Source organism: Pseudomonas sp. URMO17WK12:I7 (assembly GCF_003269045.1).
Classification (GTDB): domain Bacteria; phylum Pseudomonadota; class Gammaproteobacteria; order Pseudomonadales; family Pseudomonadaceae; genus Aquipseudomonas; species Aquipseudomonas putida_J.
Map to the genome: position 1 here is coordinate 1 of NZ_QLTL01000007.1, position 25,334 is coordinate 25,334.

Below are 25,334 nucleotides of genomic sequence, written 5' to 3' on the forward strand. Positions count from 1 at the left end.
TGTGACTATCAGTCCGTACTCACAAGCACCCACACGAATTGCTTGATTCGATTTGTTAAAGAGCGTTTGGTTAAGAGCCTTTCGTCTCAACCGAGGCGCGCATTCTACGCTTTCCTCAGAGCCTGTCAAGCGTTTATTTTGAAGTTTTTTGCGAGAAACTCGTTTAGCTTCAAACACTTGGCTCGCTGCGATCACTCGTAGCGGGAGGCGAATAATACAGCGTTTAAAACCGCTGTCAACCTTCATCTCAACCGCTATCGATCATTCGATCGAAGCCCCTCCAACATCACCTTAACTATCTAACTCATTGAATATCAAGGAGTTTGTCGTTCCGATGCCGCAGGAAGTGGGGCGCATTATAAGGGGATTCGAGACCCCGTCAACCCTTAATTTCAAGAAACTTCAATATCGCTGAAAAACAAAGCGGGGAGGCCTGTGGCCTCCCCGCTTATATATAGCTACGCCAGCAAGACATCACTCCGCCTTGAGGGTAACCCGGCCAAACGACTTCTTACCTGCCTGGCACACATGGGTCGCACCCAGGACAAACATGAAGTCTTTGTCGACCACCACACCATCGACTTTCACCGCACCGCCACTGAGCAGGTCGCGCGCCTGCGCCGAGTTCTTCACCAGGCCTGCGCGATTCAGCACAGCGGCAATCGGCAGATCTTCAGCCGCAGCCACTTCGATCTCCGGCAGATCTTCCGGCAGCTCGCCCTCCTTCATGCGGTTACCAGCAGCACGGTGAGCATTGGCCGCAGCCTCTTCGCCATGGAAACGCGCGACGATCTCCTCAGCCAGCTTGATCTTGATGTCACGCGGGTTCGCCCCATTGGCAACGTCGGCCCGGAACTGCTCGATCTCTTCCATCGAACGGAAGCTCAGCAGCTCGAAGTAACGCCACATCAGGGTGTCGGGGATCGACACCAGCTTGCTGTACATCACACCCGGCGCTTCCTGGATACCGACATAGTTACCCAGCGACTTGGACATCTTCTTCACGCCATCGAGCCCTTCGAGCAACGGCATGGTCACGATGTTCTGAGCCTCCTGCCCATAAGAGCGCTGCAACTCACGCCCCATCAGCAGGTTGAACTTCTGGTCGGTACCGCCCAGCTCCACATCAGCCTTCAGCGCCACGGAGTCGTACCCCTGCACCAACGGGTAGAGGAACTCGTGAATAGCGATCGGCTGGTTTGTGGTGTATCGCTTGTCGAAGTCGTCACGCTCGAGCATGCGCGCAACGGTGTACTGCGACGCCAGGCGAATGAAGTCGGCAGGCGTAAGCTGGTCCATCCAGGTGGAGTTGAACGCAACTTCGGTCTTGGCCGGGTCGAGAATCTTGAACACCTGCTGCTTGTAGGTCTCGGCGTTTTCCAGCACTTGCTCGCGAGTCAGCGGCGGACGGGTGGCACTCTTGCCGCTCGGGTCACCGATCATGCCGGTGAAGTCACCGATCAGGAAGATGACCTGGTGCCCCAGTTCCTGGAACTGGCGGAGCTTGTTGATCAGCACCGTGTGCCCCAAGTGGAGGTCAGGTGCAGTCGGATCGAAGCCTGCCTTGATACGCAGAAGTTGGCCGCGCTTGAGCTTCTCGACCAGTTCCGACTCGACCAACACCTCTTCCGCACCGCGCTTGATAAGCGCCAGCTGCTCTTCAACCGACTTCATAGACAGACCCGCAAGGCTCAGATTCAAAGGGAGCCAACCATACAAGATCGGCCATCAATTACAAGTTTCGAAATGAAATGTGACCCGACCGACGCGCCACAGCGTCTACGCGCCCTTGCGCGAAAGTAGATTTGGTTATATTTTATACAGTTATTTCATCTTCATCATGTCATTCATCTTTTCCATATTCATTTTTCTTCAAAGTCACCTTACCTATGACCAACGAAACGCCTAAAGCGCCCCCGCTTTATCCGAAAAGCCATCTGTTGGCCGCCAGCGGCATCGCCGCCCTGCTCAGCCTGGCACTGCTGGTATTTCCGTCCAGCGAAGTCGAAGCCAAGAAGACCACCCTCAGCCTGGAGCTGGAAAGCCCGGCCGAGCAGCTGAAGGACGAGTCCAACGCCGCCCCGCTGGTACAGACTCAAGGCGACCAGGGCTCTCCCTTCGCGCAGATAGACGGCACCGAAACCAACACCGAGCAGGCCGCACAAGAGGCACCTGCAACCGAGAAAAAGCCTGAAGCCAAGGAGCCAGGTCATCGCGAAGTGACCGTCGCCCGCGGCGACACCCTGTCTACCCTGTTCGCCAAGGTTGGCTTACCGGCCAACGCGGTGCACGACCTGCTGGCCAGCAACAAGCAAGCCAAGCAGTTCAGCCAGCTCAAGCACGGCCAGGTGCTGCAATTCGAACTCGACAAGGCTGGCCAGCTGGCCAGCCTGCACAGCAAGGTCAGCAACCTCGAAACCATCCGCCTGACCAAGACCGCCAAGGGTTACACCTTCGATCGCGAGATCAGCAAGCCAGTGGTCCGTACCGCCTACGCCCACGGCGTGATCAAGAGCTCGTTGTCGGCCTCGGCCCAGCGCGCCGGCCTGTCCCACAGCATGACCATGGATATGGCCAAGGTCCTGGGCTACGACATCGACTTCGCCCAGGATATCCGCCCTGGCGACGAGTTCGACGTGGTCTACGAGCAGAAGGTGATGGACGGCAAAGTGGTAGGCACCGGCAACATTCTGTCCGCACGCTTCACCAACCGCGGCAAAACCTATACCGCCGTGCGTTACACCAACAAACAGGGCAACACCAGCTACTACACCGCCGACGGCAACAGCCTGCGCAAGGCGTTCATCCGCACCCCGGTCGACTTCGCCCGCATCAGCTCACGCTTCTCCGCGGGCCGCAAACACCCGATTCTGAACAAGATCCGCGCACACAAGGGCGTGGACTATGCAGCCCCGCGCGGTACGCCAATCAAGGCGGCAGGTGACGGTCGCATCGAGCTGGCTGGCCGCCGCGGCGGTTACGGCAACACCGTGATCATCGCCCATGGCAACAGCTACAAGACCCTTTACGGTCACATGCAGGGCTTTGCCAAGGGCATCAAGACCGGCAGCAACGTGAAGCAGGGCCAAATCATCGGTTACATCGGCACTACTGGCCTGTCGACTGGCCCGCACCTGCACTACGAGTTCCAGGTCAACGGCGTACACGTGGACCCGCTGAGCCAGAAGGTGCCAATGGCTGACCCGATCGCCAAGAACGAACGCCAGCGCTTCCTGCAGCAAAGCCAACCACTGATCGCCCGCATGGACCAGGAAAAGGCCACCATGCTCGCCGCGAACAAGCGCTGACTCATGGCGCTTTACCTGGGGGTAATGTCCGGTACCAGCCTCGACGGCCTGGACATCGCCTTGATCGAACAAGGCGAGCAGCTGCAGTTGCTCGCCACCCATTACCTGCCGATGCCGGCCGACCTGCGCCAGGATCTGCTCAGCCTTTGCAGCAGTGGCCCGGACGAGATTGCCCGCGCCGCCCTGGCAGAAAACCGCTGGGCCAGCCTGGCAGGTGAAGGTGTACGGCAATTGCTCGATAAGCATGGGCTGCAGGCCGACGCCGTCCGTGCCATCGGCAGCCACGGCCAGACCATTCGCCATGAGCCGGCGCGCGGTTTCACCGTGCAGATCGGCAACCCGGCTTTACTCGCCGAGCTGACCGGCATCAGCGTGGTCGCCGACTTCCGCCGTCGCGATGTGGCGGCAGGCGGCCAGGGCGCACCGCTGGTGCCTGCCTTCCACGACACCCTGTTCAGCCACCTCGGCCAGCGCCTGGCAGTTCTCAATGTCGGTGGTTTCAGCAACCTGAGCCTGATCGAGCACGACCAGCCCGTGCATGGCTTCGATTGCGGGCCAGGCAACGTGTTGCTGGACGCCTGGATCGAGCGCACGCGTGGTCAGGCCTATGATGCCGATGGTGCCTGGGCTGCCAGTGGCACAGTGCAAACCGATTTGCTCAACCGCCTGCTAAGTGATCCGTTCTTCGCCGGCAGCGGCCCGAAAAGCACCGGTCGTGAGGTGTTTAACCTGCCTTGGCTGGACGACCACTTGGCGCGCCTGCCTGCCTACCGTGATGAAGATGTCCAGGCCACCCTGCTGGAGTTGACCGCGCGCACCATCATCGAGTCGCTGCAGAATGCCCAGCAAGGCACCGAGGCGCTGCTGGTATGTGGCGGCGGCGCTCGCAATGGCGCCCTGATGGCTCGCCTTGCTGAATTGCTGCCACAGGCTCAGGTCACCAGCACAGGTGCCCATGGCGTGGACCCGGACTGGGTCGAGGCCATGGCCTTTGCCTGGCTAGCCCACTGCTGCCTTGAGGGCATTGCCGCCAATCGCCCAAGCGTGACGGCGGCAAAGGGGCTACGCGTACTCGGCGCGATCTACCCGGCCTGAGCCCACGCCAGAATGCAAAACGCCGCGCAATTGCGCGGCGTTTTCGTACAGCCTGGCTTCAGATCGAGAACGAAGAACCACAACCACAGGTAGTCGCGGCATTCGGGTTCTTGATCACGAATCGCGAACCTTCCAGGCCTTCCTGGTAGTCCACTTCGGCACCGGCCAGATACTGGTAACTCATCGGGTCGACTACCAGCGAAACGCCTTCGCGCTCGACAATGGTGTCATCTTCAGCCACGTCTTCATCGAAGGTGAAACCATATTGGAAGCCCGAGCAGCCGCCACCGGTGACGAACACGCGCAGCTTCAGGCGATCATTGCCTTCTTCGGAAACCAGGTTCTTCACCTTTTGCGCGGCGCCGTGGGTGAATTCCAAAGCCGTGGGGGTGAAGGTTTCGACGCTCATGTTGATTCTCCCGGCGCAGTAGCCGCCATAAAACTCGATGACGCGCATTATCCGCTTCTCCGAGAAAATTGGTCAAGAATTGTGCGGCTTTAGTCGCGACAAACAAAAAGGCCCGCACAGTGCGGGCCCTTTCAAGCAACAAACGCTTACGGCAGCAAGCCAGCGTGGGACAGGCCCATGCGCTCATCCAGGCCGAACAGGATGTTGAGGTTCTGCACCGCCTGGCCCGACGCGCCCTTGACCAGGTTGTCGATTACCGACAGCACCACCACCAGGTCCCCCCCCTGCGGGCGATGAACTGCGATGCGGCAGACGTTGGCACCGCGCACGCTGCGGGTTTCTGGGTGGCTGCCGGCCGGCATGACGTCGACGAACGGCTCATCGGCGTAGCGCTTCTCGAACAGCGCCTGCAGGTCGACCGACTTGTCGGCGACGGTCGCGTACAGGGTGGCGTGGATACCACGGATCATCGGCGTCAGGTGCGGCACGAAGGTCAGGCCGATGTCCTTGCCAGCGGCCAGGCGCAGGCCCTGGCTGATCTCCGGCAGGTGGCGGTGGCCTTTGACCGCGTATGCTTTCATGCTTTCGCCAGCCTCGCAGAACAGCGAACCGACCGCTGCACCACGGCCAGCACCGCTGACGCCCGACTTGCAGTCGGCAATCAGGCGCGACGGTTCGGCCAAGCCGGCTTCGAGCAGCGGCAGGAAGCCCAGCTGAGTGGCGGTCGGGTAGCACCCCGGCACGGCAATCAGGCGTGCCTGGCGGATCTTTTCACGGTTCACTTCAGGCAGGCCGTAGACGGCGTCCTTGAGCAGCTCTGGAGCACCATGCGGCTGGCCATACCATTTGCCCCACTCGGTAGCGTCCTGCAGGCGGAAGTCTGCAGACAGGTCGATGACCTTGGTCCCGGCAGCCAGCAATTCGCCAGCCAGGGCGTGGGCGACACCATGCGGAGTGGCGAAGAACACCACGTCGCAGGCGGCCAGGGTCTTGCTGTCCGGCACGCTGAAAGCCAGGCCGTCGTAGTGACCGCGCAAGTTCGGATACATGTCGGCGACCGCCACGCCCGCCTCGGAGCGCGAAGTGATGACCGCCACTTCGGCCTGTGGATGCTGTGCCAGCAGACGCAACAGTTCGACGCCGGTGTAACCCGTGCCGCCGACGATACCGACCTTGATCATAACGCTTGCCCCTTTTCAACGAGCCGTCTGGAAAGCGCACGATAATAGGGGGGCAAAGCGCCTGTAACAACTCTTGGGGTGCCCCTTCAGGCGCTTGGGCTCTACTATTCGACGACCGTGATTACCTGAAGGAACTCCCTCCATGCTCTACCTATGGATCAAAGCGCTGCATATCGTCAGCGTGGTCTGCTGGTTCGCCGGCCTGTTCTACCTGCCCAGGCTGTTCGTCTACCACGCTCAGAGCCAGGACAGCATCAGCCAGGAACGCTTCGTTACCATGGAGCGCAAGCTGTACCGCGGCATCATGAACCCGGCAATGATCGCGACCTACATCTTCGGCGCCTGGATGCTCTACCTCACCCCCGGCTGGCTGAGCCAAGGCTGGCTGCACGCCAAGCTCACCCTGGTGATTCTGCTGACCGGCTACCATCACATCTGTGGCGCCCAGCGCAAACGCTTCGCCGCTGGCAGCAATACTCGCAGTCATGTGTACTACCGCTGGTTCAACGAAGTACCGGTGCTGTTCCTGCTGGGCATCGTGATTCTCGTGGTGGTCAAACCGTTCTGACATAAAACGATGGAGCCTCACCCATGTCCCTGTCTGCTTCGCTCGAACAGCGCCTGCGCTTGCCTGTGGTTGCAGCGCCGATGTTCCTGATTTCCAACCCTCAGTTGGTGCTGGCCTGCTGCGGCAGCGGCGTGGTCGGCAGCTTCCCGGCACTGAACCAGCGTGATAGCGCCGGCTTCAAGGCCTGGCTGGAAGAAATCGAAGCAGGCCTGGCGCAGCTTGAGGCGCCGGCCCCCTATGCGGTAAACCTGATCGTCCACCCCACCAACCCGCGGTTACAGGCCGACCTCGCCCTCTGCGTCGAGCACCGCGTGCCCATCGTCATCACCAGCCTCGGCGCCGTGAAGGAAGTGGTTGATGCAGTGCACGGCTACGGTGGCTTGGTGTTTCACGACGTGACCACCCGGCGGCACGCGGAGAAAGCCGCCGAGGCCGGGGTCGATGGCCTGATCGCCGTGGCGGCGGGCGCCGGTGGGCATGCCGGAACCTGGAGCCCGTTCGCGCTTGCGGCCGAGATTCGCCAGTTCTTCGACAAGACCTTGCTGCTGGCCGGCTGCATCAACCACGGCCACGAGATTCTCGCCGCGCAGTTGCTCGGTGCCGACCTGGCCTACATGGGTACGCGCTTCATCGCCACCCAGGAAAGCCATGCCCAGGCCGGTTACAAACAGATGCTGCTCGATGCCCACGCTGCCGACATCATTCACACCCCTGCCGTATCCGGCATCCCTGCCAGCTTCCTGCGATCCAGCCTGGAACAGGCCGGCTATGACATGGCGGCCCTGAAGTCCGGGCACGAGCAAGGCAAGCTCAAGCCTATCGACGATGAAGCCAAGGCCTGGAAAACCGTCTGGTCCGCTGGCCAAGGTGTGGGCGACATACATGATTTGCCTGCGGCCGCCACACTGATCGAGCGCTTGCGCGGCGAGTACCACGACGCCCTGGAGCGTACCCAGGCATTGCGCGGCAAAGCCTTGTAGCAAAAGGCAACAACTCGCCTGGTCAGGCTGTACACTAGGCGCCCTCTTCAGCCCCCAGGAGCCTTGCATGACCCGTTACGCCATGATCACCGGAGCTTCCAGCGGCCTGGGCCTGGCCCTGGCGGAAGCACTGGCGCGGCGCGGGCGCAACCTGATCCTGGTGGCACGCCACCGAGAAACGCTGGAACCGGTAGCGCTCGAACTGGCCCAGCGCTTCGGCGTCGAAGTGCTGCTGCGTGCCTGCGACCTCAGCCAGCCCTTGCGCCTGTCTGGTTTCGTGCTGGAACTGGAAGAAGGCGAGCGGCGCATCGACCTGCTGGTCAACTGCGCAGGCCAACGTACTTATGGCCCGTTCCTGGCCCACGAATGGGCCGACGAGCAGGACCTGCTGGAGGTCAACATCCTCGCCCTGAGCCGCCTCTGCCATGCCATTGGCAATCTGATGGCGGTGCAAGGTGGCGGGCAGATTCTCAACGTCGCCGGCCTGGCCGCCGTTGCACCCGGCCCGGGGATGGCAACCTATGCCGCCAGCAAGGCTTATGTGATGAATTTCAGCGAAGCGCTGCGTGAAGAGCTCAAACCCGCCGGCATCAAGGTATCGGTACTTTGCCCCGGCCCGGTACGTTCGTCGCGCCGGCGCATACCCAGGCTTGAAGGCAACAGTCGCTGCCTGAGCCCTGAAGAAGTGGCACTGTGTACCGTGCGCGCACTGGCCAAAAATCGCGCAGTGATCATGCCGGTGCGCCGCAACCGTTGGCTGGCATTCGCGCCGCGCCTGCTACCGCGCTGGCTGACGCGCAAGTTGGCCGGTTTCATCCACCGCCGCTACTGCCCGGTCGGCATGGAATAGCCACTGGGCGAGTGGCGCCCGGCTGAGTACACTCGGCCCGACACTCACCATGGAGCAAGTGCTGTGGACGATCTATTCCTCAAAATCATCAACCGGGAGATCCCGGCGGATATCATCTACGAAGATGACCAGATCCTCGCCTTCAAGGACATCGCCCCAGCGGCGCCCGTGCATTTTCTGGTCATCCCGAAGAAACACATTCGCACCCTCAACGACCTGACCGAAGAGGACAAGGCCCTGGCCGGTCATATCCTGTTTACCGCCCAGCGCCTGGCAGTCGAACAAGGTTGCGAGGAAGGCTTCCGGGTGGTCATGAACTGCAACCCGAAAGGCGGCCAGACCGTCTACCACATCCATATGCACGTGCTCGGCCAGCGCCAGATGAACTGGCCGCCTGGCTGACCCAAGGCAAGCCCCATCCGGGCGATTGAGGTAAACTGTCGGGCATCACTTCAGCGGAGGTGCCCGATGGCCACCGAACGTCACTACTCGCCGCTCGACCGCTTGTTGCTGCAGGCCGATACCGCCATGCGCACCTTGCTGCCCTTCAGCGGCCAACCATCCCGCCCGTCGCCAGCGATCATCCAGCCGGATGCAGAACTGGATGACAACCAGGCCCGCCACATTGCCGGGCTCATGCGCATCAACCACACCGGCGAAGTCTGCGCGCAGGCGCTGTATCAGGGGCAGGCCCTGACTGCCAAGCTGCCGCAAGTGCGCAAGGCGATGGAACATGCAGCCGAGGAAGAAATCGACCATCTGGCCTGGTGCGAACAACGCATCCGCCAACTGGGCAGCCACCCGAGCGTGCTCAACCCACTGTTCTACGGCATGTCGTTCGGCATCGGCGCCCTGGCCGGCCTGGTCAGCGACAAGGTCAGCCTCGGTTTCGTCGCCGCCACCGAGCATCAGGTGTGCAAGCACCTGGACGAACACCTGGAGCAGCTCCCCCAGCAGGACGAAAAGTCCCGCGCCATCCTTGAACAAATGCGCGTAGATGAAGAGCAGCACGCCGAGTCCGCGCTCGAAGCTGGCGGCTATCGCTTCCCGATGCCGGTACGTTTCGGCATGAGCCTGCTGGCCAAGGTCATGACCAAGAGCACCTACCGCATCTAAGGGCGCACACATGACGGACCGTATCGACGCCAAGGACCTGGCGCGCGCCGTGCAAGCCGGCATTCTCCAGCCTGGCCAGGACCAGGCCTTGCTGGCGTTTCTGCGCCAGCAACCGCCAGCCCGTGGCAGTTTCCAGCTTGCCCATGTTGCCTTCTACTTCGGCGCCCTGCTGATCATGGGCGCGATGGGCTGGCTGCTAACCGAAGCCTGGATGAGTAGTGGCGACGGGGCTTTACTGGCCATCTCCACTCTTTACATCGTTCTGCTCACATCGTTCGCCCTCAACTTGCAGCGTCGCAAGCAAACCGTTGCCGCCGGGGTGCTGGCCGCTGTCTCGGTCAGCATCGTACCGCTGGTCGTGTTTGCCATCGAGCGACTGACAGGTTGGTGGCCGCTGGGTGATGCGCAATCGAACTACCATCAGTACTACACCTATGTGCAAGGCGGCTGGCTGCTGATGGAGGCGGCCACTGTGGTTGCCGGGCTGTTGATGCTGCGCCTGATCCCCTACCCCTTCGTGGTGATGCCGATTGCCGTTGCCCTGTGGTTCATGTCGATGGACCTGAGCGAATGGGTATATGGCGCCCCCTTCTCCTGGGAACAGCGGCGCACGGTGTCACTGTGGTTCGGGCTCGGCTTGCTGCTGGCATTCCTGGTCATCGACGGGCGTACCCGCGAGGACTATGCCCATTGGGGTTACCTGGCTGGCCTGGCGGCATTCTGGGGCGGGTTGACGATGATGGATAGCGACAGTGAACTGGGCAAGGCGCTGTACTGCCTGATCAACCTGGGGTTGATGGGCATGGCGGTGGTGTTGCGCCGGCCGGTGTTCATGGTCTTTGGGGCGTTGGGGGTAGCGGCTTATCTGGGGTATCTGTCTTACGAGGTGTTTGCCGAATCGTTGCTGTTCCCGGTGGTGCTGACCCTGATCGGGCTTGGGGTGATCGGCTTGGGGCTGGGGTACCAGAAGCGGCGGGAGCAGTTGAGCAAAGCCATCAGAAGCAGCTTGCCGGAATGGCTGTTGGCTGCTTTGCCGGCCCTGCGTAACTGATTAATTGCCGGGGCTGCTTCGCAGCCCCAGAGTCTCGCACTCAGCCCAGCTCTACGATTTCGTAACCATGGGTGATTTCAACACCGGCACGTTCAAGCATGATCGACGCCGAGCAGTACTTCTCCGCTGACAGCTCTACCGCACGCTTGACCTGAGCCTCTTTCAACCCACGCCCTTTAACCACGAAATTCATGTGGATCTTGGTGAACACCTTCGGGTCTTCACTGGCACGCTCTGCTTCGAGGAATGCCTCACAGCTTTCCACGGCCTGGCGCGACTTTTTAAGAATGCTCACCACATCGAAGCTACTGCAGCCACCAAGGCCGAGCAGGAGCATTTCCATCGGGCGCACGCCCAGGTTGCGGCCACCGGCCTCAGGAGGGCCGTCCATCACTACCACGTGGCCACTCCCCGATTCACCGAGGAACATCGCTTCACCGGCCCACTGGATGCGTGCCTTCATCTGTCCGTACTCCTGGATTTCGCAAAAGGGTGTCAGCTTAAGCCTTGTGTGCCTGTCGGAAAAGCTCAATGCGAGTCGCTTTAGTGTCAAAACTTCTGGCGCTGTCTGATAAGCTGGCGCCAATTGACTGGCGCGTCGCGTCAAACAATGTCTAAGAAGAGCCTATGCCTCGCATCGAACAGGATTTCGTGATGGTTGCCTCAGCCCTACCCGCCAAGATCAAGAACATCGACAAGCTGCTGGTTCACTGCCAGCGCCGCCGCTACACCGCCAAAAGCAACATCATCTGCGCCGGTGACCGTGCCGACACGCTGTCGTTCATCATCAAGGGCTCGGTCACCATCCTGATCGAAGACGACGAAGGTCACGAGATGATCATCGCCTACCTCAACAGTGGCGACTTCTTCGGCGAGCTTGGGTTGTTCGAGCCAGCTGGCGGCGAGCAGCAGCGCAGCGCCTGGGTCCGAGCCAAGACCGAGTGCGAAGTGGCAGAGATCAGCTACGACAAGTTTCGCGAACTGGCGCGCCAGGACCCGGAAATTCTCTACGCCCTGGGCAGCCAGATGGCCCAGCGCCTGCGCAATACCACGCGCAAGGTCGGCGACCTGGCCTTCTTCGATGTCACCGGCCGCGTGGCCCGTTGCCTGCTCGACCTGTGCAAGCAACCGGATGCCATGACCCACCCGGACGGCATGCAAATCAAGATCACCCGCCAGGAAATCGGCCGTATCGTCGGTTGCTCGCGGGAAATGGTCGGCCGCGTCCTCAAAGACCTTGAAGAGCGCAGCCTGGTGCAGGTCAAGGGCAAGACCATGGTGGTCTACGGCACCCGTTAATCCTTTGGCAGGGCTGCCAGCACGTCGTGGTAGGCCAGGGACAGGCGCTCGAACCAGGGCGCCTCGGGCGCCACTTCGTGCAGGGCGATATGGCTGTCGGCACGGCAGCGCTGTTCCAGGTCACAGCATTCATTGAAGCGGTTGACTGCCGCTACCATCGACTCGCGCTCGTTGTCCAGCAGCAACGCGCCATGCACCAGCACCACCGGGCGTTTGCCACCCAAGCCTTGGCGCCAGCGCTGGGCCGTGCCGACCAGCTTGCGGCCATTGAGGTTGACGTTGTATCGGCCATCGCAGAAGGCACCGTCGATCTCGCCCACCGAGGCGACACCGCCCCACTCACGCAACACATCACACAATGGCAGGCACAAGCGCTCATAGGCGCTTTCGATACGGCCATGATCGCCTTCGCTACGTGGGGCCACGTAGACCAGCGCTACGTTCACCGTCGAGTGCGACTGCGGCACCGGCTCGCCGCCGGTTTCACGCAGGAGCACCGGCCAGCCGGCAATCGCCAGCTCCGCGCAGGCGGCTTCGAAGTTGTCCAGCCGGCTCATGCGCCGGGGCATGACCAGCGCGTGGTCAGTGGGGCGCCAGAACAGCACACCCGAATCGCGTTCGCCGCGGCAGACGGCAGCGAGCAGCTCCTGCTCGGCGTGCAAACCTTGCTCGACAGTGAGCGCCAGGGGTTGATCGGTCATTGATCCACCTTCGATGTTGGGTTTACCGGCCTCTTCGCGGGCAAGCCCGCGCCCACAAAATTCCATCGCCCTCAGGCCTACACAGGGCCTGTGGGAGCGGGCTTGCCCGCGAAGACGCCAGAACAGGCATACAAAAAAGCCGGCATAAAGCCGGCTTCGTGTCGATCAGTCCAGCGTCTGAACCGTCTTCTTCACCTGATCCGGGAAGAACAACCGCTGCAGCTCCAGCCCTGGCTGCGCGGCGCGCATGAATGCTTCGCCGACCAGGAACGAGTAGACCTCGTTGATTTCCATCAGCTCGACATCGGCGCGATTGAGAATACCGCTCTCGGTGATTGCCAGGCGGTCACGTGGAATGCGTGGCAGCAGGTCGAGCGTGGTTTCCAGGCTGACCTCGAAGGTGTGCAGGTTACGGTTGTTCACCCCTACCAACGGTGTATCGAGGGTTTTCAACGCACGCTCCAGCTCATCGCCATCATGCACTTCGACCAGCACGTCGAGGCCGACATCCTTCGCCACCGAAGCCAGTTCGGCCATTTTCACATCATCCAGCGCCGACACGATCAACAGCACGCAGTCAGCACCCAGCGCGCGCGCCTCGACGATCTGGTACGGATCGACCATGAAATCCTTGCGGATCACCGGCAGCGAAACGGCGGCGCGCGCCTGTTGCAGGTACTCATCCGCACCCTGGAAGTAATCCACATCGGTCAGTACCGACAGGCAGGTCGCCCCACCTTTTTCGTAGCTGACGGCAAGGTCGGCCGGCACGAAGTTCTCGCGGATCACGCCTTTGCTTGGCGAAGCCTTCTTGATTTCGGCGATTACCGCGGGCTGCTTGCGCTTGGCCTGCTCGATCAGCGCATTGGCAAAGCCACGCGGTGCATCGGCAGCCTTGGCCAGGCGCTCCAGTTCGGCAAGGCTTAAGCGCGCGCTGCGCTCGGCCACTTCCTGAAACTTGCGGGCAATGATCCTTTCCAGCACCGTCGGCACACTCATGCTTCGTTCTCCACCTTGAATACTGCAGTAAAGGCGCCCAGTTCCTGCAGTTTCTCCCAGGCCAGCCCGGTATGCAGTACGTCGTGGGCCAGTTCCACGCCAGTCTTCAGGCTCATGGCATGGTCAGCGGCATACAGCGCCGCGCCAGCATTGAGCACGATCATTTCGGCGGCCTTCTGGCCGTTTTCGGTCTTGCGCCGGCCCAGGGCATCACGAATCAGCTCAAGCGAGGCCTGCGGCGTCTCGACGGCCAGGCCATGCAGGCTCTGGCTCTTCATGCCGAGGTCTTCGGGTTCTACCCAATACTCAGTGATCTCGCCGTTCTTCAACTCGGCGACGAAGGTTGGCGCGGCCAGGCTGAACTCGTCCAGGCCATCTTTCGAATGCACCACCAGCACATGCTTGCTGCCCAGGCGCTGAAGCACCTCGGCCAACGGACGGCACAGCGCCTGGGTGAACACGCCGACCACCTGATGCTTCACTCCGGCCGGATTCGTAAGCGGGCCGAGCATGTTGAACAGGGTACGCAGCCCCAGATCGCGACGCGGGCCAGCGGCATACTTCATGGCGGTGTGATGGCTTTGCGCGAACATGAAGCCTATCCCCAAGCTGTCGATGCAGCGTGCGACCTGTTTCGGGGTCAGGTTCAGATAGATGCCGGCAGCTTCCAGCAGGTCGGCGCTACCGCTCTTGCCTGAAACCGCGCGGTTGCCGTGCTTGGCCACGGTGCAGCCGGCAGCGGCGAGAACGAACGACGATGCGGTGGAAACGTTGAAGATGTTGGCGCCATCACCGCCGGTACCGACGATATCGACCACACCATCGAGGCTGTTCAGCTCGACCTTGTCGGCCAGCTCGCGCATCACCGAGACCGCACCGACGATCTCGTCGATGCTCTCGCTCTTCATGCGCATGCCCATCAGGAAAGCACCGATCTGCGCTTCGCTGCACTGGCCAGTCATGATCTGGCGCATGACATCGCGCATTTCATCGGTGCTCAGGTCCAAGTGGCCGACGATGCGGCTCAACGCGCTCTTGATATCCATGATCAATCCTTAACGGCGGCCGCCGGTCTGCTTGAGGAAGTTGGCGAACAGCTCGTGGCCCTGCTCGGTGAGGATGGACTCGGGGTGGAACTGTACCCCTTCGATGTTCAAGGTCTTGTGGCGCAGGCCCATGATCTCGTCGACCGAACCGTCTTCATGGGCGGTCCAGGCGGTGACTTCCAGGCAATCGGGCAGTGTGTCGCGCTTGACCACCAGGGAATGGTAGCGCGTCACGGTAAGCGGGTTGTTGAGTTCGGCGAAAACGCCGAGGTCGCGATGGTGCACGGGGCTGGTCTTGCCATGCATGACCTGACGGGCACGCACCACATCACCGCCGAAAGCCTGGCCAATGGACTGGTGGCCCAGGCAGACGCCCAGGATCGGCAGCTTGCCAGCAAAATGCAGGATGGCTTCGATGGACACGCCCGCTTCACTTGGCGTGCACGGGCCTGGCGACACGACGACGCGCTCGGGGTTGAGGGCTTCGATCTCGGCGATGGTCATTTCGTCATTGCGAATGACCTTGACCTCGGCCCCCAGCTCGCCAAGGTACTGAACAACGTTGTAAGTGAATGAGTCGTAATTGTCGATCATCAGTAACATCGGGCTAAACCTCTTGAATCTACTGACTTCAAAAATCGAACCTTCCTACACCGGCCACAGACACGGCTTTGCCATGAAGGGCGGTCGCTAAACGGACAGGAAGGCAAACGGGGGCGGGCCGGACGGGCCGGCAGGAGATAAAGTCAGGCGCGCCAACGCCAACGGGCGTGGGCCTTGATAACGCGCATCAAGAGTTTGCTGACGATCAACACAGGATAAGTCTCGCTCATACTTGCACGCACAGTAGCCTACCGGGGCGGCTGGTGCAATATGCCCGTAAACACGGGGAAACGAATGGACTTGGGAGGGATGCACAGCGATTTGCTAAGGTCGAGCGGGTAGTCCTCATAAAAACAATGAAAAGGATGTTCAACGATGCGAAAAGCACCACTGATGCGCTTTACCTTCGCTTCACTGGCCTTGGCCTGCAGCCAGGCCTTCGCCGCACCCTCGCCTTACTCCACGCTGATCGTGTTCGGCGACAGCCTGAGCGATGCCGGGCAGTTTCCCGACCTGGCCGGCGGCACGCTGGGCATGCGCTTTACCAACCGCGACGCCAGTGGCAACTATGCACCGGTGTCCCCGATGATCCTGGGAGGCAGGCTGGGTGTCAGCCCGGCCGAACTCGGGCCGTCAACCTCACCGACCTACCAGGCCCTGGGCCTGCCGGACGGTAACAACTGGGCGGTCGGCGGGTATACGACGCAGCAGATCCTTGACTCGATCACCGAGACATCCGAAACCGTGATTCCGCCAGGCAGCGCACTGGGAGGGTTCGTGCTGCGCGAGAAGCCGGGTTATCTGGCCACCGGCCTGCAGGCAGACCCGAATGCCCTCTACTACCTCACCGGCGGCGGCAATGACTTCCTCCAAGGCCTGGTCAACAGCCCTGCCGACGCTGCGGCGGCCGGCTCACGCCTCGCCGCCAGCGCCCAAGCCCTGCAGCAAGGCGGCGCGCGCTATATCATGGTCTGGCTGTTGCCGGACCTTGGGCAGACACCAAACTTCACCGGTACGCCACAGCAAAATGCACTTACGCAGCTCTCCAGCGTGTTCAACCAGTCGCTGACCAGCCAACTGAGCCAGGTCGACGCCGAAATCATCCCTCTGAACATTCCAGTATTGCTCAGCGAAGCCTTGGCCAGCCCGACCCCGTTCGGCCTGGCCACCGGACAGAACCTGGTTGGCACCTGCTACAGCGGCAACAGCTGTGTGGAAAACCCGGTTTACGGGATCAACGGCACCAGCCCCGACCCAAGCAAACTACTGTTCAACGACTCCGTACACCCGACCATCGCCGGCCAGCAACTGATTGCCGACTACGCCTACTCGATCATCTCCGCCCCGTGGGAACTGACCCTGCTGCCGGAAATGGCCCACGCCAGCCTGCGCGCGCACCAGGACGAACTGCGCAACCAGTGGCAGACACCTTGGCAGGCAGTCGGCCAATGGCAGGCCTTCGTCAGCACTGGCGCCCAAAACCTGGACTTCGATGACCAGCACAGTGCTGCCAGCGCTGACGGCCATGGATACAACCTGACCCTGGGTGGCAGCTACCGGCTCAACGACGCCTGGCGCCTGGGCCTGGCCGGCGGCGTATACCGGCAGAAACTGGAAGCCGGCGAACAGGGCTCGGACTACAAGCTCGACAGCTATTTGGCCAGCGCCTTCGCCCAGTTCCGCCAGGACCGCTGGTGGGCCGACGCTGTGCTGAGCGCCGGCCATCTGGACTACCACGACCTCAAGCGCACCTTTGCCCTTGGCGTCAACGACCGCAGCGAGAAGGGCGACACCGATGGTGAAGCCTGGGCCGTGACTGCCCGGCTGGGCTACAACCTGGCGGCCGATAGCAGCCGCTGGCAACTGGCACCGTTCATCAGTGCAGACTATGCGCGGGTGAACGTCGATGGTTATGACGAGAAGAGCGGGCGTTCGACGGCGCTGGGCTTCGATGACCAGGAACGGACTTCGCGGCGCTTGGGGGTAGGGCTGCTAGGCAGCGTGCAGGTACTGCCGAGCACCAGGTTGTTCGCCGAGGTGGCGCAGGAGCATGAGTTCGAGGATGACCAGCAGGATGTGACCATGCACCTGACGACGTTGCCGAGCAACGACTTCACGTTGACCGGGTACACGCCCCATAGCGATCTGACTCGGGCGAGCCTGGGGGTGACGCACGAACTGGTGGCGGGGGTGCACCTGCGCGGGAACTACAACTGGCGCAAGAGTGATGAGCTGACCCAACAGGGGGTGAGCCTGGGCGTCAGTGTAGATTTTTAGATCATTGGGGTCGCTTTGCGGCCCTTTCGCGACACAAGGCCGCTCCTACAGGAGATTGCGTTCCCTGTAGGAGCGGCCTTGTGTCGCGAAAGGGCTGAGCAGCAGCCCCAACTGATTTACTTGGCGGGGGTCTGCTCGGCCAGCGCCACGGCACGGAACATCGCCCTGCGCTTGTTGATGGTCTCTTCCCACTCCAGCGCCGGCACCGAGTCGGCGACGATACCGCCACCGGCCTGCACGTGCAGTTCGCCGTCCTTGATCACCGCAGTACGAATGGCAATCGCGGTATCCATGTTGCCGTTCCAGGCGAAGTAGCCGACCGCACCACCGTAGACGCCACGCTTGACCGGTTCCAGTTCGTCGATGATCTCCATCGCGCGGATCTTCGGCGCACCCGACAAGGTGCCCGCCGGCAGGATCGCCCGCAGCGCATCCATCGCCGTCAGGCCTTCGCGCAGCTGGCCGGTGACGTTGGAGACGATATGCATCACGTTCGAATAACGCTCGATCACCATCTTCTCGGTCAGGCGCACGCTACCGGTCGACGATACCCGGCCGACGTCGTTGCGGCCGAGGTCGATCAGCATCAGGTGCTCGGCGATCTCTTTATCGTCCGACAGCAGATCATCTTCCAGCGCCCGGTCGGCTTCCTCGGTAGCCCCACGTGGGCGAGTACCGGCAATTGGCCGCACGGTGACCAGGTTGTCTTCCACCCGCACCAGCACTTCCGGCGAGCTGCCGACCACATGGAAGTCGCCGAAGTTGAAAAAGTACATGTACGGCGTCGGGTTGAAGCAGCGCAGTGCCCGGTACAGGTCGATCGGTGCAGCCTTGAAGTCGATCGACATGCGTTGCGACGGCACTACCTGCATGCAGTCGCCGGCCAGGATGTACTCCTTGATTCGGCCCACCGCGTTCTCGTAATCGTCACGGGTGTAGCTGGAACGGAACTCCGGCTCGGCCGCCATCGGCCCGCTCAGGTCCAGGCCACGGCGCGGGGTGATGGGCTGGCGCAGTTTCTCCAGCAGGCCTTGCAGGCGCGCCTGGCCTTGCTCGAAGGCCTGCTCCTCAGCCGGGTCGACCAACACGATGGCGTGCATCTTGCCCGCCAGGTTATCGAATACCACCACCGCGTCGGAGACCATCAGCAGGATATCCGGCACGCCCAGCGGGTCCGGGTTCGGGCTGGCGCCCAGGCGCTTTTCCACATACCGCACGCAGTCGTAGCCGAAGTAGCCGACCAGACCACCGTTGAAACGTGGCAGCCCAGGGATGTCGGCGACCTTGTAACGGTCCTTGAAGCTTTCGACAAAGGCCAGTGGGTCCTCGACGTCGTGGCTTTCCACCTCGACACCATCTTGCAGGATGCTCACGTGGTAGCCATGCACGCGCATCACGGTGCGCGACGGCAAGCCGATCATCGAGTAACGGCCCCACTTCTCACCGCCCTGCACGGACTCGAGCAGGTAGGAGTTGGGTTGGTCAGCCAGTTTCAGGTAGATCGACAGCGGCGTGTCGAAGTCGGCCAGGGTTTCACAGGCCAAAGGGATGCGGTTGTAGCCGGCAGCGGCCAGGCGCAGGAATTCTTCGCGGGTCATGGGTAGCCTCGTGGCAAGCAGCAATGGGGTCGGGCAAGCGGACGGGCCGGCAGGCGCCGGCGAGCAGGAGTCAGGCGCGCCAGCGCCAACGGGCCAGGGCCTTGATGACTTTCATCCAGAATTTGCCAGTGACCGCCACGGTGGACTCTCTGTCTTGGGAGGCTTGAAGATCCGCCAACGTTATCCCAGTGGCCGGGTCTGCGCAACCGGGCAGCAGTGCGCGCAGGTCGTCGACCACCAGGCTGGGGAATTCCTCGGTAATCGGCCGGCCATGGTTGTAGCCGTAGGTCAGGCCCACTGATTGCACGCCAGCCGCCTTGGCCGCCAGCACATCGCTGCGCGAGTCACCGACGAACACCGACTGCTGCGGGCTGACACCGGCCATCTGCATGACAAACAGCAGCGCCGCCGGGTCGGGCTTTTTCTGCGGCAAGGTATCGCCGCCGATGATCCAGCGGAAATAGCGGCCGATCTTCATCTGGTCCAGCAGCGGCGCGACGAAACGCTCCGGCTTGTTGGTGATCAGCGCCATTTCCACCCCCTGCTTCTGCAGCCAGCGCAGGGTGTCCTTCACACCGGGGTAGAGCACGGTGAGCTCATGGCTTTGGGCATAGGCCTCCATGAACAGCGCCAGGCCTTTTTCGGCCAGCGCATCGTCCACGGCATCATGCTCGATGCCACCTGCCAGGGCGCGACGCACCAGCACCTGGGCACCGTTGCCGACCCAGTGGCGTACTGCCGCCAGGCCTGCAGGTGGGCGCCCCAGTTCGAGCAGCATGCGGTCCACGGCAGCGGCCAGGTCGGGTACCGAGTCGATCAGGGTACCGTCCAGATCGAACATCACCAGCCTGGGCAGCGTCCCCGGGAACAGCTGCTCGAAGCCACTCATGGGCGGGCCTGGGCCAGTTCGGCGCGCATCTTGGCGATGACTTCCTGGTAGTCCGGGGCATTGAAGATTGCCGAGCCGGCCACGAAGGTGTCGGCGCCAGCGGCAGCGATCTCACGGATGTTGTTGACGTTGACGCCACCGTCGATTTCCAGGCGGATGTCACGGCCGCTGGCGTCGATCAGCGCGCGGGCTTCGCGCAGCTTGTCGAGGGTGCCAGGGATGAACTTCTGCCCGCCGAAACCTGGGTTGACGCTCATCAGCAGGACCATGTCGACTTTGTCCATCACGTACTTCAGTGCATCCAGGCTGGTGGCTGGGTTGAACACCAGGCCGGCCTTGCAACCGCCGTCCTTGATCAACTGCAGCGAACGGTCGATGTGCTGCGAGGCTTCCGGGTGGAAAGTGATGTAGGTGGCGCCGGCCTCGATGAAGTCGCCGATGATGCGGTCTACCGGGCTGACCATCAGGTGCACGTCGATCGGCGCGGTCACGCCGTACTTGCGCAGCGCCGTGCAGACCATCGGGCCGATGGTCAGGTTGGGTACGTAGTGGTTGTCCATGACATCGAAGTGGACGATGTCGGCACCCGCGGCCAGGACCTTGTCGACGTCCTCGCCCAGGCGGGCGAAATCGGCGGAGAGAATGGAGGGGGCAATAGCGTAGGGCTGCATGGCGCACCTGTTGGCAGAATCACGGTGGCGCGCATTGTAACCGTTTTAACCTGTTCCGGCCTCTTCGCGGCTAAAGCCGCTCCCACAGCACAGAAGCTGTGGGAGCGGCTTTAGCCGCGAAGAGGCCGGAACAGGCAACACATCATCAGACAGGTTGCTGAGTCCTGAGCTTTTCGCTACGCCCGCGCAGCCACTCCAAGGTCAGCAACAGCACCACCGAGAACGCGATCAGCAAAGTCGCTGCCGCAGCAATGGTCGGGCTGAGGTTCTCGCGAATGCCGCTGAACATCTGCCGCGGCAGGGTCGCCTGCTCGGGCCCGGCGAGGAACAGTGTCACCACCACTTCATCGAACGACGTGGCAAAGGCAAACAGCGCCCCCGAGATCACCCCGGGGGCAATCAGCGGCAAGGTCACCCGACGGAAGGTCAGCAATGGCGAGGCGCCCAAGCTGGCGGCCGCACGTACCAGGTTGTAATTGAAGCCCTGCAAGGTCGCCGACACGGTGATGATGACGAACGGCACACCCAGCACCGCATGCACCAGAATCAGCGAGATGAAACTGTTGCCCATGCCCAGTGGGGCGAAGAACAGGTAGCTGGCCACGCCGATGATCACCACCGGCACCACCATCGGCGAAATCACCAGCGCCATCACCAGCGATTTACCGGGGAAATCGCCACGGGTAAGGCCGATCGATGCCAAGGTGCCAAAGACCATCGCCAGCACCGTGGCCGCCGGCGCGACGATGATGCTGTTCTTCAGCGCCCGCATCCACTCGGCCGAAGCGAAGAAGTCGTGGTACCACTGCAGCGAGAAGCCCTGCAGCGGGTACACCAGGAAGCTGCCGCTGTTGAACGACAAGGGCACGATCACCAGCACCGGCAGCACCAGGAACAGCAGGATCAGGCCGCAAAGGATGCGCAGGGTGTAGAACCACACCCGCTCGACGGGCGACATGTAGGGGCTCAGCATCTCAAGGCTCCTCAGCTCAGGCGCAGGCGGCTGGCGCCGACCAGCCAGCTATAGATCAGGTACAGCAACACGGTCGCCAGCAGCAACAGCCCGCCCAGGGCGGTGGCCATGCCCCAGTTGATGCTGGTGTTGGTGTAGAAGGCGACGAAGTAGCTGACCATCTGGTCGTTCGGGCTGCCGAGCAGCGCCGGGGTGATGTAGTAGCCGATGGCCAGGATGAACACCAGCAGGCAACCGGCTCCCACGCCAGCGTAGGTCTGCGGGAAGTACACCCGCCAGAAGCTGGCGAACGGGTGGCAGCCCAGCGAAATCGCCGCACGCATGTAGCTCGGCGAGATGCCCTTCATCACGCTGTACAGCGGCAAGATCATGAACGGCAGCAGGATATGCACCATCGAGATGTACACACCGGTGCGGTTGAACACCAGTTCCAGCGGCTGGTCGATGATGCCCATGGCCATCAGTGCACTGTTGATCAGGCCGCCGGACTGCAACAGCACGATCCACGCCGCCACCCGCACCAGGATCGAGGTCCAGAACGGCAGCAGCACCAGGATCATCAGCAGGTTGCTCTGGCGGGTCGGCAGGTTGGCCAGCAGGTAGGCCAGCGGATAGGCCAGCACCAGGCAGATGGCGGTGATCACCACACCCATCCACAGGGTGCGGGCAAAGATATCCAGGTAGATGGCCTGGTCGGGGGTGGCTTTGGCCAGCTCGCCGAGGTCATCGATACGGTGGTCGAGCGAAGCCAACAGGTAGAACGAGGTCACCGAACTGGTATTGCGGCGGATCGCCTGCCAGTAGGCCGGGTCGCCCCAACGCTCGTCGAGCGCCTGCAAGGCATCTTTATAAGAGGCAGGCTCGGCCTTGAATGGCAGCGCCCTTGCAGTCTTGGCCAGCAGGCTGCGATAGCCCGCCAGTTCCATGTTCAGGCGTTTGGAGAGGTCGCCCAGGGTCTGGTTCTTGCGCGATTCGGCCAGGTCCTGGCTCAGCGCCTTGTAGACATCTTCGCCGGGCAGGCTCTTGCCGTCCCACTGGCTGATCACTTCAACCGTGCGCGGCAGGCCGCCAACCACTTCCGGGTTGCCGACGCTCTTGTACAACAGCGCCGCAATCGGCACCAGGAACACCAGCAGGAGAAACAGCGCCAGCGGCGCGATCAACGCCTGCGCCTTCCAGCGGTTAACCCGCTCGGCACGCTTGAGGCGCTGCTTGAGACTTGGACCTGCGCCTTCGTTGAGGGGCACTGCAATGGCCATGGCGAACTCCGCGATACAGGCTGAAATTGGGGCTGCTAAGCAGCCCATCGCCGGCAAGCCCGGCTCCCACAGGTAATGCACTGGCTTCGAAGCTTCTGATCCCTGTGGAATCTCTTTCACAGGTGGCGCACCGCCTTCAGAGAGGGTGCGGTCCCTGTGGGAGCTGGCTTGCCAGCGATGGGCCGCAACGCGGCCCCTTACGCTGGTCGTTTACTTCTTCGCCGCCCAGGCGTTGAAGCGTTGCTCCAGCTGCTCGCTGTTGTCGGCCCAGAAGGCCACGTCGATCTGTACCTGATTGGCAATGTTCTCAGGCGTGGTCGGCATGTCTTTCTTCACCGCATCGGCCAGCAGTGGCACGGCTTTGGAGTTGGCCGGGCCGTAGGCGATGTTCTCGGAGTAAGTCTTCTGCTGTTCCGGCTGTACGGTGTAGGCGATGAACTTCTTCGCCTCTTCCACATCTTTGGCGCCTTTCGGGATCGCCCAGGCGTCGAAGTCGTAGATGCCGCCGTTCCACACCACCTTGAGATTGCTTTCTTTCTGCACGGCGGCAATGCGGCCGTTGTAGGCCGAACTCATGACTACGTCACCCGAGGCCAGGTATTGCGGAGGCTGGGCGCCAGCTTCCCACCACTGGATGCTCGGTTTGAGTTCGTCGAGCTTCTTGAAGGCACGGTCCACGCCTTCCTTGGTGGCCAGCACCTGATACACGTCCTTCGGCGCAACGCCGTCGGCCATCAGGGCGAATTCGAGGGTGTACTTGGCGCCCTTGCGCAGGCCACGCTTGCCTGGGAATTTCTGGGTGTCCCAGAAGTCGGCCCAGCTGGTGGGTGCGGTCTTGAGCTTGTCGGCGTTGTAGGCCAGCACCGTCGACCAGACGAAGAAGCCCACGCCGCATGGCTGGATGGCGCCCTTGACGTAATCGGACTCGTTGCCGAACAGCGCCGGGTCGAGCTCTTCGAACATGCCTTCGTCGCAGCCGCGCGCCAGCTCTGGCGATTCCACTTCCACCAGGTTCCACGACACGCTTTTGGTGTCGACCATGGCTTTGACCTTGGCCATTTCACCGTTGTACTCGCCCGCGACGATCTTGCCCTTGCCGGCCTTCTCCCATGGCTCGTAGAACGCCTTGACCTGGGCCGCCTTGTTGGCACCGCCGAAGGAAACCACGGTCAGGTCCGCTGCCATGCTCTGGCCGGCGGCGCACAGGCCGAGGGCCAGGGCGGTCAGTTTCAACTGCTTGCGCATTATTATTCTCTCCACAGTACAGGGTTGGTGAAGCAATCCATCAGTGGGCTTCGGCAATCGGATCGAGCGCGCGGGCGTGCTCCACCTCCCAGCCCAGCGGTACTACATCGCCCACGGCCAGCGCCGGGTCGAGCTCGGCGATCGGCTGCTTCACGAAGAAGTCGGCCTTGCCGCAGACTTCCAGGCGCACCCGTACGTGGTCGCCCAGGTAGATGAACTCGGCCACACGGCCGGAGAAGCGGTTGACGCAGCTTTCGCTGTGGCCGTTGAGGCGCACGCGCTCAGGGCGAACCGACAGGGTCACCGGCTCGCCGGCCTGGCCGACATTCACCGCCAGCGCCTCCACCCGCTCGCCGCGGGCCAACTGCACCTGGCAACGCTTGCCATCGCTGGCCAGCAGGGTGCCGTTGATGCGGTTGTTCTCGCCGATGAAATTGGCGACGAAGGTGTTGCACGGTTCTTCATAGAGGGTGCGCGGGTCGGCGATCTGCTGGATCTCACCCTGGTGGAACACCGCCACGCGGTCAGACATGGTCAGCGCCTCGCCCTGGTCGTGGGTCACGTAGACCACGGTCACGCCCAGGCGCTGGTGAATGTGCTTGATCTCCATCTGCATGTGTTCGCGCAGTTGCTTGTCGAGGGCACCCAGCGGTTCGTCCATCAGCACCAGCTGTGGCTCGAACACCAGCGCCCGGGCCAGTGCCACACGCTGCTGCTGACCACCGGAAAGCTGGCCCGGATAGCGCTTGGCGAAGGCATCGAGCTGGACCATGTTCAGCACACGCTTGACCCGTTCGCTGATGTCGGTCTTGCTCAGGCCGCGCACGCTCAGCGGGAAGGCCAGGTTTTCGGCCACGGTCATGTGTGGGAACAGTGCGTAGTTCTGGAACACCATGCCGATGTCGCGCTTGTGCGGCGGCACGTTGTTGATCGAGCGACCGGCCAGCTGGATTTCACCGGCGGTGGGGGTTTCGAAACCAGCCAGCATCATCAGGCTGGTGGTCTTGCCCGAGCCGGAAGGGCCGAGCAGGGTGAGGAATTCACCTTTGCGAATGTCCAGGTTGAGGTCTTTGACGATCAGCGATTCGCCGTCGTAGCTCTTCTGCACACCACGGAAGCTGACCAGCGTCTCGCTGGTGGCAGCGTTCGAATTCGCCTCGCTCATGCCTGCACCTTCTTGTTGGAATGACTGCGTAGGCAAAAGAGTAGAAGAGCC

26 protein-coding genes are annotated in these 25,334 nt (G+C 62.0%); 10 read left to right on the plus strand and 16 right to left on the minus strand.

Going from position 1 to position 25,334, the window contains the following annotated elements:
- Together H040_RS27570 and tyrS are read right to left on the minus strand one after the other, a co-directional pair.
- Positions 1-246, minus strand: a 246-nt coding sequence (locus H040_RS27570) for a hypothetical protein (protein ID WP_218564984.1), incomplete at its 3' end; no start/stop codon positions are given.
- A gap of 228 nt (positions 247-474) precedes the next feature.
- Positions 475-1,674, minus strand: coding sequence for a tyrosine--tRNA ligase (gene tyrS / locus H040_RS10935; protein WP_027917430.1), 1,200 nt, complete (start codon positions 1,672-1,674; stop codon positions 475-477).
- Between the two features lie 215 nt (positions 1,675-1,889).
- Here tyrS and H040_RS10940 point away from each other — a divergent pair, with 215 nt between their 5' ends.
- Entirely contained in the window at positions 1,890-3,308 is a 1,419-nt protein-coding gene (locus H040_RS10940; protein ID WP_027917431.1) for a peptidoglycan DD-metalloendopeptidase family protein, read from the plus strand.
- A 3-nt stretch (positions 3,309-3,311) separates the two neighbouring features.
- Positions 3,312-4,403: an anhydro-N-acetylmuramic acid kinase gene (locus H040_RS10945; RefSeq protein WP_027917432.1), complete on the plus strand. Its 1,092-nt coding sequence runs from the start codon at positions 3,312-3,314 to the stop codon at positions 4,401-4,403.
- Positions 4,404-4,461: 58 nt separating this feature from the next.
- Here the strand turns inward: H040_RS10945 and erpA are convergent, their stop codons facing one another.
- Together erpA and argC are read right to left on the minus strand one after the other, a co-directional pair.
- Positions 4,462-4,812 (minus strand): iron-sulfur cluster insertion protein ErpA, encoded by a 351-nt coding sequence (gene erpA / locus H040_RS10950; protein ID WP_027917433.1) that lies wholly within the window; start codon positions 4,810-4,812, stop codon positions 4,462-4,464.
- Between the two features lie 146 nt (positions 4,813-4,958).
- Positions 4,959-5,993: an N-acetyl-gamma-glutamyl-phosphate reductase gene (argC, locus tag H040_RS10955; RefSeq protein ID WP_027917434.1), complete on the minus strand. Its 1,035-nt coding sequence runs from the start codon at positions 5,991-5,993 to the stop codon at positions 4,959-4,961.
- 142 nt (positions 5,994-6,135) lie between these two features.
- Here argC and hemJ point away from each other — a divergent pair, with 142 nt between their 5' ends.
- The 6 genes from hemJ (at position 6,136) to H040_RS10985 (ending at position 10,558) form a co-directional block, all read left to right on the plus strand.
- Complete coding sequence (gene hemJ, locus H040_RS10960; RefSeq protein WP_027917435.1) at positions 6,136-6,561, plus strand: protoporphyrinogen oxidase HemJ; 426 nt, start codon at positions 6,136-6,138, stop codon at positions 6,559-6,561.
- Positions 6,562-6,584: 23 nt separating this feature from the next.
- On the plus strand, positions 6,585-7,541 hold the full coding sequence (locus tag H040_RS10965) for an NAD(P)H-dependent flavin oxidoreductase (RefSeq protein ID WP_027917436.1): 957 nt from the start codon (positions 6,585-6,587) through the stop codon (positions 7,539-7,541).
- 67 nt (positions 7,542-7,608) lie between these two features.
- Complete coding sequence (locus tag H040_RS10970; RefSeq protein WP_027917437.1) at positions 7,609-8,391, plus strand: SDR family NAD(P)-dependent oxidoreductase; 783 nt, start codon at positions 7,609-7,611, stop codon at positions 8,389-8,391.
- A gap of 63 nt (positions 8,392-8,454) precedes the next feature.
- Positions 8,455-8,793: a histidine triad nucleotide-binding protein gene (locus H040_RS10975; RefSeq protein WP_003255518.1), complete on the plus strand. Its 339-nt coding sequence runs from the start codon at positions 8,455-8,457 to the stop codon at positions 8,791-8,793.
- A 66-nt stretch (positions 8,794-8,859) separates the two neighbouring features.
- Positions 8,860-9,507, plus strand: coding sequence for a 2-polyprenyl-3-methyl-6-methoxy-1,4-benzoquinone monooxygenase (gene coq7 / locus H040_RS10980; protein ID WP_027917438.1), 648 nt, complete (start codon positions 8,860-8,862; stop codon positions 9,505-9,507).
- Positions 9,508-9,517: 10 nt separating this feature from the next.
- Complete coding sequence (locus H040_RS10985) at positions 9,518-10,558, plus strand: hypothetical protein (RefSeq protein WP_027917439.1); 1,041 nt, start codon at positions 9,518-9,520, stop codon at positions 10,556-10,558.
- A gap of 40 nt (positions 10,559-10,598) precedes the next feature.
- Here the strand turns inward: H040_RS10985 and H040_RS10990 are convergent, their stop codons facing one another.
- Complete coding sequence (locus H040_RS10990; RefSeq protein WP_004376171.1) at positions 10,599-11,021, minus strand: OsmC family protein; 423 nt, start codon at positions 11,019-11,021, stop codon at positions 10,599-10,601.
- Between the two features lie 191 nt (positions 11,022-11,212).
- Here H040_RS10990 and crp point away from each other — a divergent pair, with 191 nt between their 5' ends.
- Positions 11,213-11,857 (plus strand): cAMP-activated global transcriptional regulator CRP, encoded by a 645-nt coding sequence (gene crp, locus H040_RS10995; protein WP_027917440.1) that lies wholly within the window; start codon positions 11,213-11,215, stop codon positions 11,855-11,857.
- Here the strand turns inward: crp and H040_RS11000 are convergent.
- The 4 genes from H040_RS11000 to H040_RS11015 form a co-directional block, all read right to left on the minus strand.
- Entirely contained in the window at positions 11,854-12,558 is a 705-nt protein-coding gene (locus H040_RS11000; protein WP_027917441.1) for a lipoate--protein ligase family protein, read from the minus strand. The two genes, crp and H040_RS11000, sit on opposite strands and share 4 nt — an antisense overlap.
- Positions 12,559-12,723: 165 nt before the next feature.
- Complete coding sequence (gene trpC, locus H040_RS11005) at positions 12,724-13,557, minus strand: indole-3-glycerol phosphate synthase TrpC (RefSeq protein WP_027917442.1); 834 nt, start codon at positions 13,555-13,557, stop codon at positions 12,724-12,726.
- Entirely contained in the window at positions 13,554-14,603 is a 1,050-nt protein-coding gene (gene trpD / locus H040_RS11010; RefSeq protein WP_027917443.1) for an anthranilate phosphoribosyltransferase, read from the minus strand. Before trpD ends, trpC begins: the two co-directional genes overlap by 4 nt.
- A 9-nt stretch (positions 14,604-14,612) precedes the next feature.
- Complete coding sequence (locus tag H040_RS11015) at positions 14,613-15,206, minus strand: aminodeoxychorismate/anthranilate synthase component II (protein ID WP_027917444.1); 594 nt, start codon at positions 15,204-15,206, stop codon at positions 14,613-14,615.
- A 375-nt stretch (positions 15,207-15,581) separates the two neighbouring features.
- On the opposite strand from H040_RS11015, the gene estP reads away from it, so the two are divergent.
- Entirely contained in the window at positions 15,582-17,483 is a 1,902-nt protein-coding gene (gene estP / locus H040_RS11020; RefSeq protein ID WP_027917445.1) for an esterase EstP, read from the plus strand.
- 116 nt (positions 17,484-17,599) lie between these two features.
- On the opposite strand, the gene trpE is transcribed toward estP, so the two are convergent.
- From trpE to H040_RS11055, 7 genes are all read right to left on the minus strand, one after another.
- Positions 17,600-19,081 carry an anthranilate synthase component I gene (trpE, locus tag H040_RS11025; RefSeq protein ID WP_027917446.1) on the minus strand — a complete coding sequence of 494 codons (1,482 nt, stop codon included), beginning with the start codon at positions 19,079-19,081 and terminating at the stop codon, positions 17,600-17,602.
- 70 nt (positions 19,082-19,151) lie between these two features.
- Entirely contained in the window at positions 19,152-19,970 is an 819-nt protein-coding gene (locus H040_RS11030; protein ID WP_027917447.1) for a phosphoglycolate phosphatase, read from the minus strand.
- Positions 19,967-20,641, minus strand: a complete 675-nt coding sequence (gene rpe / locus H040_RS11035) for a ribulose-phosphate 3-epimerase (protein ID WP_027917448.1) — start codon at positions 20,639-20,641, stop codon at positions 19,967-19,969. The genes H040_RS11030 and rpe overlap by 4 nt, the downstream gene beginning before the upstream one ends.
- 145 nt (positions 20,642-20,786) lie before the next feature.
- Complete coding sequence (locus H040_RS11040; protein WP_027917449.1) at positions 20,787-21,614, minus strand: ABC transporter permease; 828 nt, start codon at positions 21,612-21,614, stop codon at positions 20,787-20,789.
- Between the two features lie 11 nt (positions 21,615-21,625).
- Positions 21,626-22,873 carry an ABC transporter permease gene (locus H040_RS11045; RefSeq protein ID WP_027917450.1) on the minus strand — a complete coding sequence of 416 codons (1,248 nt, stop codon included), beginning with the start codon at positions 22,871-22,873 and terminating at the stop codon, positions 21,626-21,628.
- Positions 22,874-23,083: 210 nt separating this feature from the next.
- Positions 23,084-24,118: an ABC transporter substrate-binding protein gene (locus H040_RS11050; RefSeq protein WP_027917451.1), complete on the minus strand. Its 1,035-nt coding sequence runs from the start codon at positions 24,116-24,118 to the stop codon at positions 23,084-23,086.
- Positions 24,119-24,158: 40 nt separating this feature from the next.
- Positions 24,159-25,283, minus strand: a complete 1,125-nt coding sequence (locus H040_RS11055; protein ID WP_027917452.1) for an ABC transporter ATP-binding protein — start codon at positions 25,281-25,283, stop codon at positions 24,159-24,161.
- Positions 25,284-25,334 lie beyond the last annotated feature (51 nt).

What these genes read in the sequence shown, in the direction of transcription:
- tyrS (WP_027917430.1), bottom strand. Translation starts at nt 1,674, where the DNA reads ATGAAGTCGGTTGAAGAGCAGCTGGCGCTTATCAAGCGCGGTGCGGAA.
- H040_RS10940 (WP_027917431.1), top strand. Translation starts at nt 1,890, where the DNA reads ATGACCAACGAAACGCCTAAAGCGCCCCCGCTTTATCCGAAAAGCCAT.
- H040_RS10945 (WP_027917432.1), top strand. Translation starts at nt 3,312, where the DNA reads ATGGCGCTTTACCTGGGGGTAATGTCCGGTACCAGCCTCGACGGCCTG.
- erpA (WP_027917433.1), bottom strand. Translation starts at nt 4,812, where the DNA reads ATGAGCGTCGAAACCTTCACCCCCACGGCTTTGGAATTCACCCACGGC.
- argC (WP_027917434.1), bottom strand. Translation starts at nt 5,993, where the DNA reads ATGATCAAGGTCGGTATCGTCGGCGGCACGGGTTACACCGGCGTCGAA.
- hemJ (WP_027917435.1), top strand. Translation starts at nt 6,136, where the DNA reads ATGCTCTACCTATGGATCAAAGCGCTGCATATCGTCAGCGTGGTCTGC.
- H040_RS10965 (WP_027917436.1), top strand. Translation starts at nt 6,585, where the DNA reads ATGTCCCTGTCTGCTTCGCTCGAACAGCGCCTGCGCTTGCCTGTGGTT.
- H040_RS10970 (WP_027917437.1), top strand. Translation starts at nt 7,609, where the DNA reads ATGACCCGTTACGCCATGATCACCGGAGCTTCCAGCGGCCTGGGCCTG.
- coq7 (WP_027917438.1), top strand. Translation starts at nt 8,860, where the DNA reads ATGGCCACCGAACGTCACTACTCGCCGCTCGACCGCTTGTTGCTGCAG.
- H040_RS10985 (WP_027917439.1), top strand. Translation starts at nt 9,518, where the DNA reads ATGACGGACCGTATCGACGCCAAGGACCTGGCGCGCGCCGTGCAAGCC.
- H040_RS10990 (WP_004376171.1), bottom strand. Translation starts at nt 11,021, where the DNA reads ATGAAGGCACGCATCCAGTGGGCCGGTGAAGCGATGTTCCTCGGTGAA.
- crp (WP_027917440.1), top strand. Translation starts at nt 11,213, where the DNA reads ATGGTTGCCTCAGCCCTACCCGCCAAGATCAAGAACATCGACAAGCTG.
- H040_RS11000 (WP_027917441.1), bottom strand. Translation starts at nt 12,558, where the DNA reads ATGACCGATCAACCCCTGGCGCTCACTGTCGAGCAAGGTTTGCACGCC.
- trpC (WP_027917442.1), bottom strand. Translation starts at nt 13,557, where the DNA reads ATGAGTGTGCCGACGGTGCTGGAAAGGATCATTGCCCGCAAGTTTCAG.
- trpD (WP_027917443.1), bottom strand. Translation starts at nt 14,603, where the DNA reads ATGGATATCAAGAGCGCGTTGAGCCGCATCGTCGGCCACTTGGACCTG.
- H040_RS11015 (WP_027917444.1), bottom strand. Translation starts at nt 15,206, where the DNA reads ATGTTACTGATGATCGACAATTACGACTCATTCACTTACAACGTTGTT.
- estP (WP_027917445.1), top strand. Translation starts at nt 15,582, where the DNA reads ATGCGAAAAGCACCACTGATGCGCTTTACCTTCGCTTCACTGGCCTTG.
- trpE (WP_027917446.1), bottom strand. Translation starts at nt 19,081, where the DNA reads ATGACCCGCGAAGAATTCCTGCGCCTGGCCGCTGCCGGCTACAACCGC.
- H040_RS11030 (WP_027917447.1), bottom strand. Translation starts at nt 19,970, where the DNA reads ATGAGTGGCTTCGAGCAGCTGTTCCCGGGGACGCTGCCCAGGCTGGTG.
- rpe (WP_027917448.1), bottom strand. Translation starts at nt 20,641, where the DNA reads ATGCAGCCCTACGCTATTGCCCCCTCCATTCTCTCCGCCGATTTCGCC.
- H040_RS11040 (WP_027917449.1), bottom strand. Translation starts at nt 21,614, where the DNA reads ATGCTGAGCCCCTACATGTCGCCCGTCGAGCGGGTGTGGTTCTACACC.
- H040_RS11045 (WP_027917450.1), bottom strand. Translation starts at nt 22,873, where the DNA reads ATGGCCATTGCAGTGCCCCTCAACGAAGGCGCAGGTCCAAGTCTCAAG.
- H040_RS11050 (WP_027917451.1), bottom strand. Translation starts at nt 24,118, where the DNA reads ATGCGCAAGCAGTTGAAACTGACCGCCCTGGCCCTCGGCCTGTGCGCC.
- H040_RS11055 (WP_027917452.1), bottom strand. Translation starts at nt 25,283, where the DNA reads ATGAGCGAGGCGAATTCGAACGCTGCCACCAGCGAGACGCTGGTCAGC.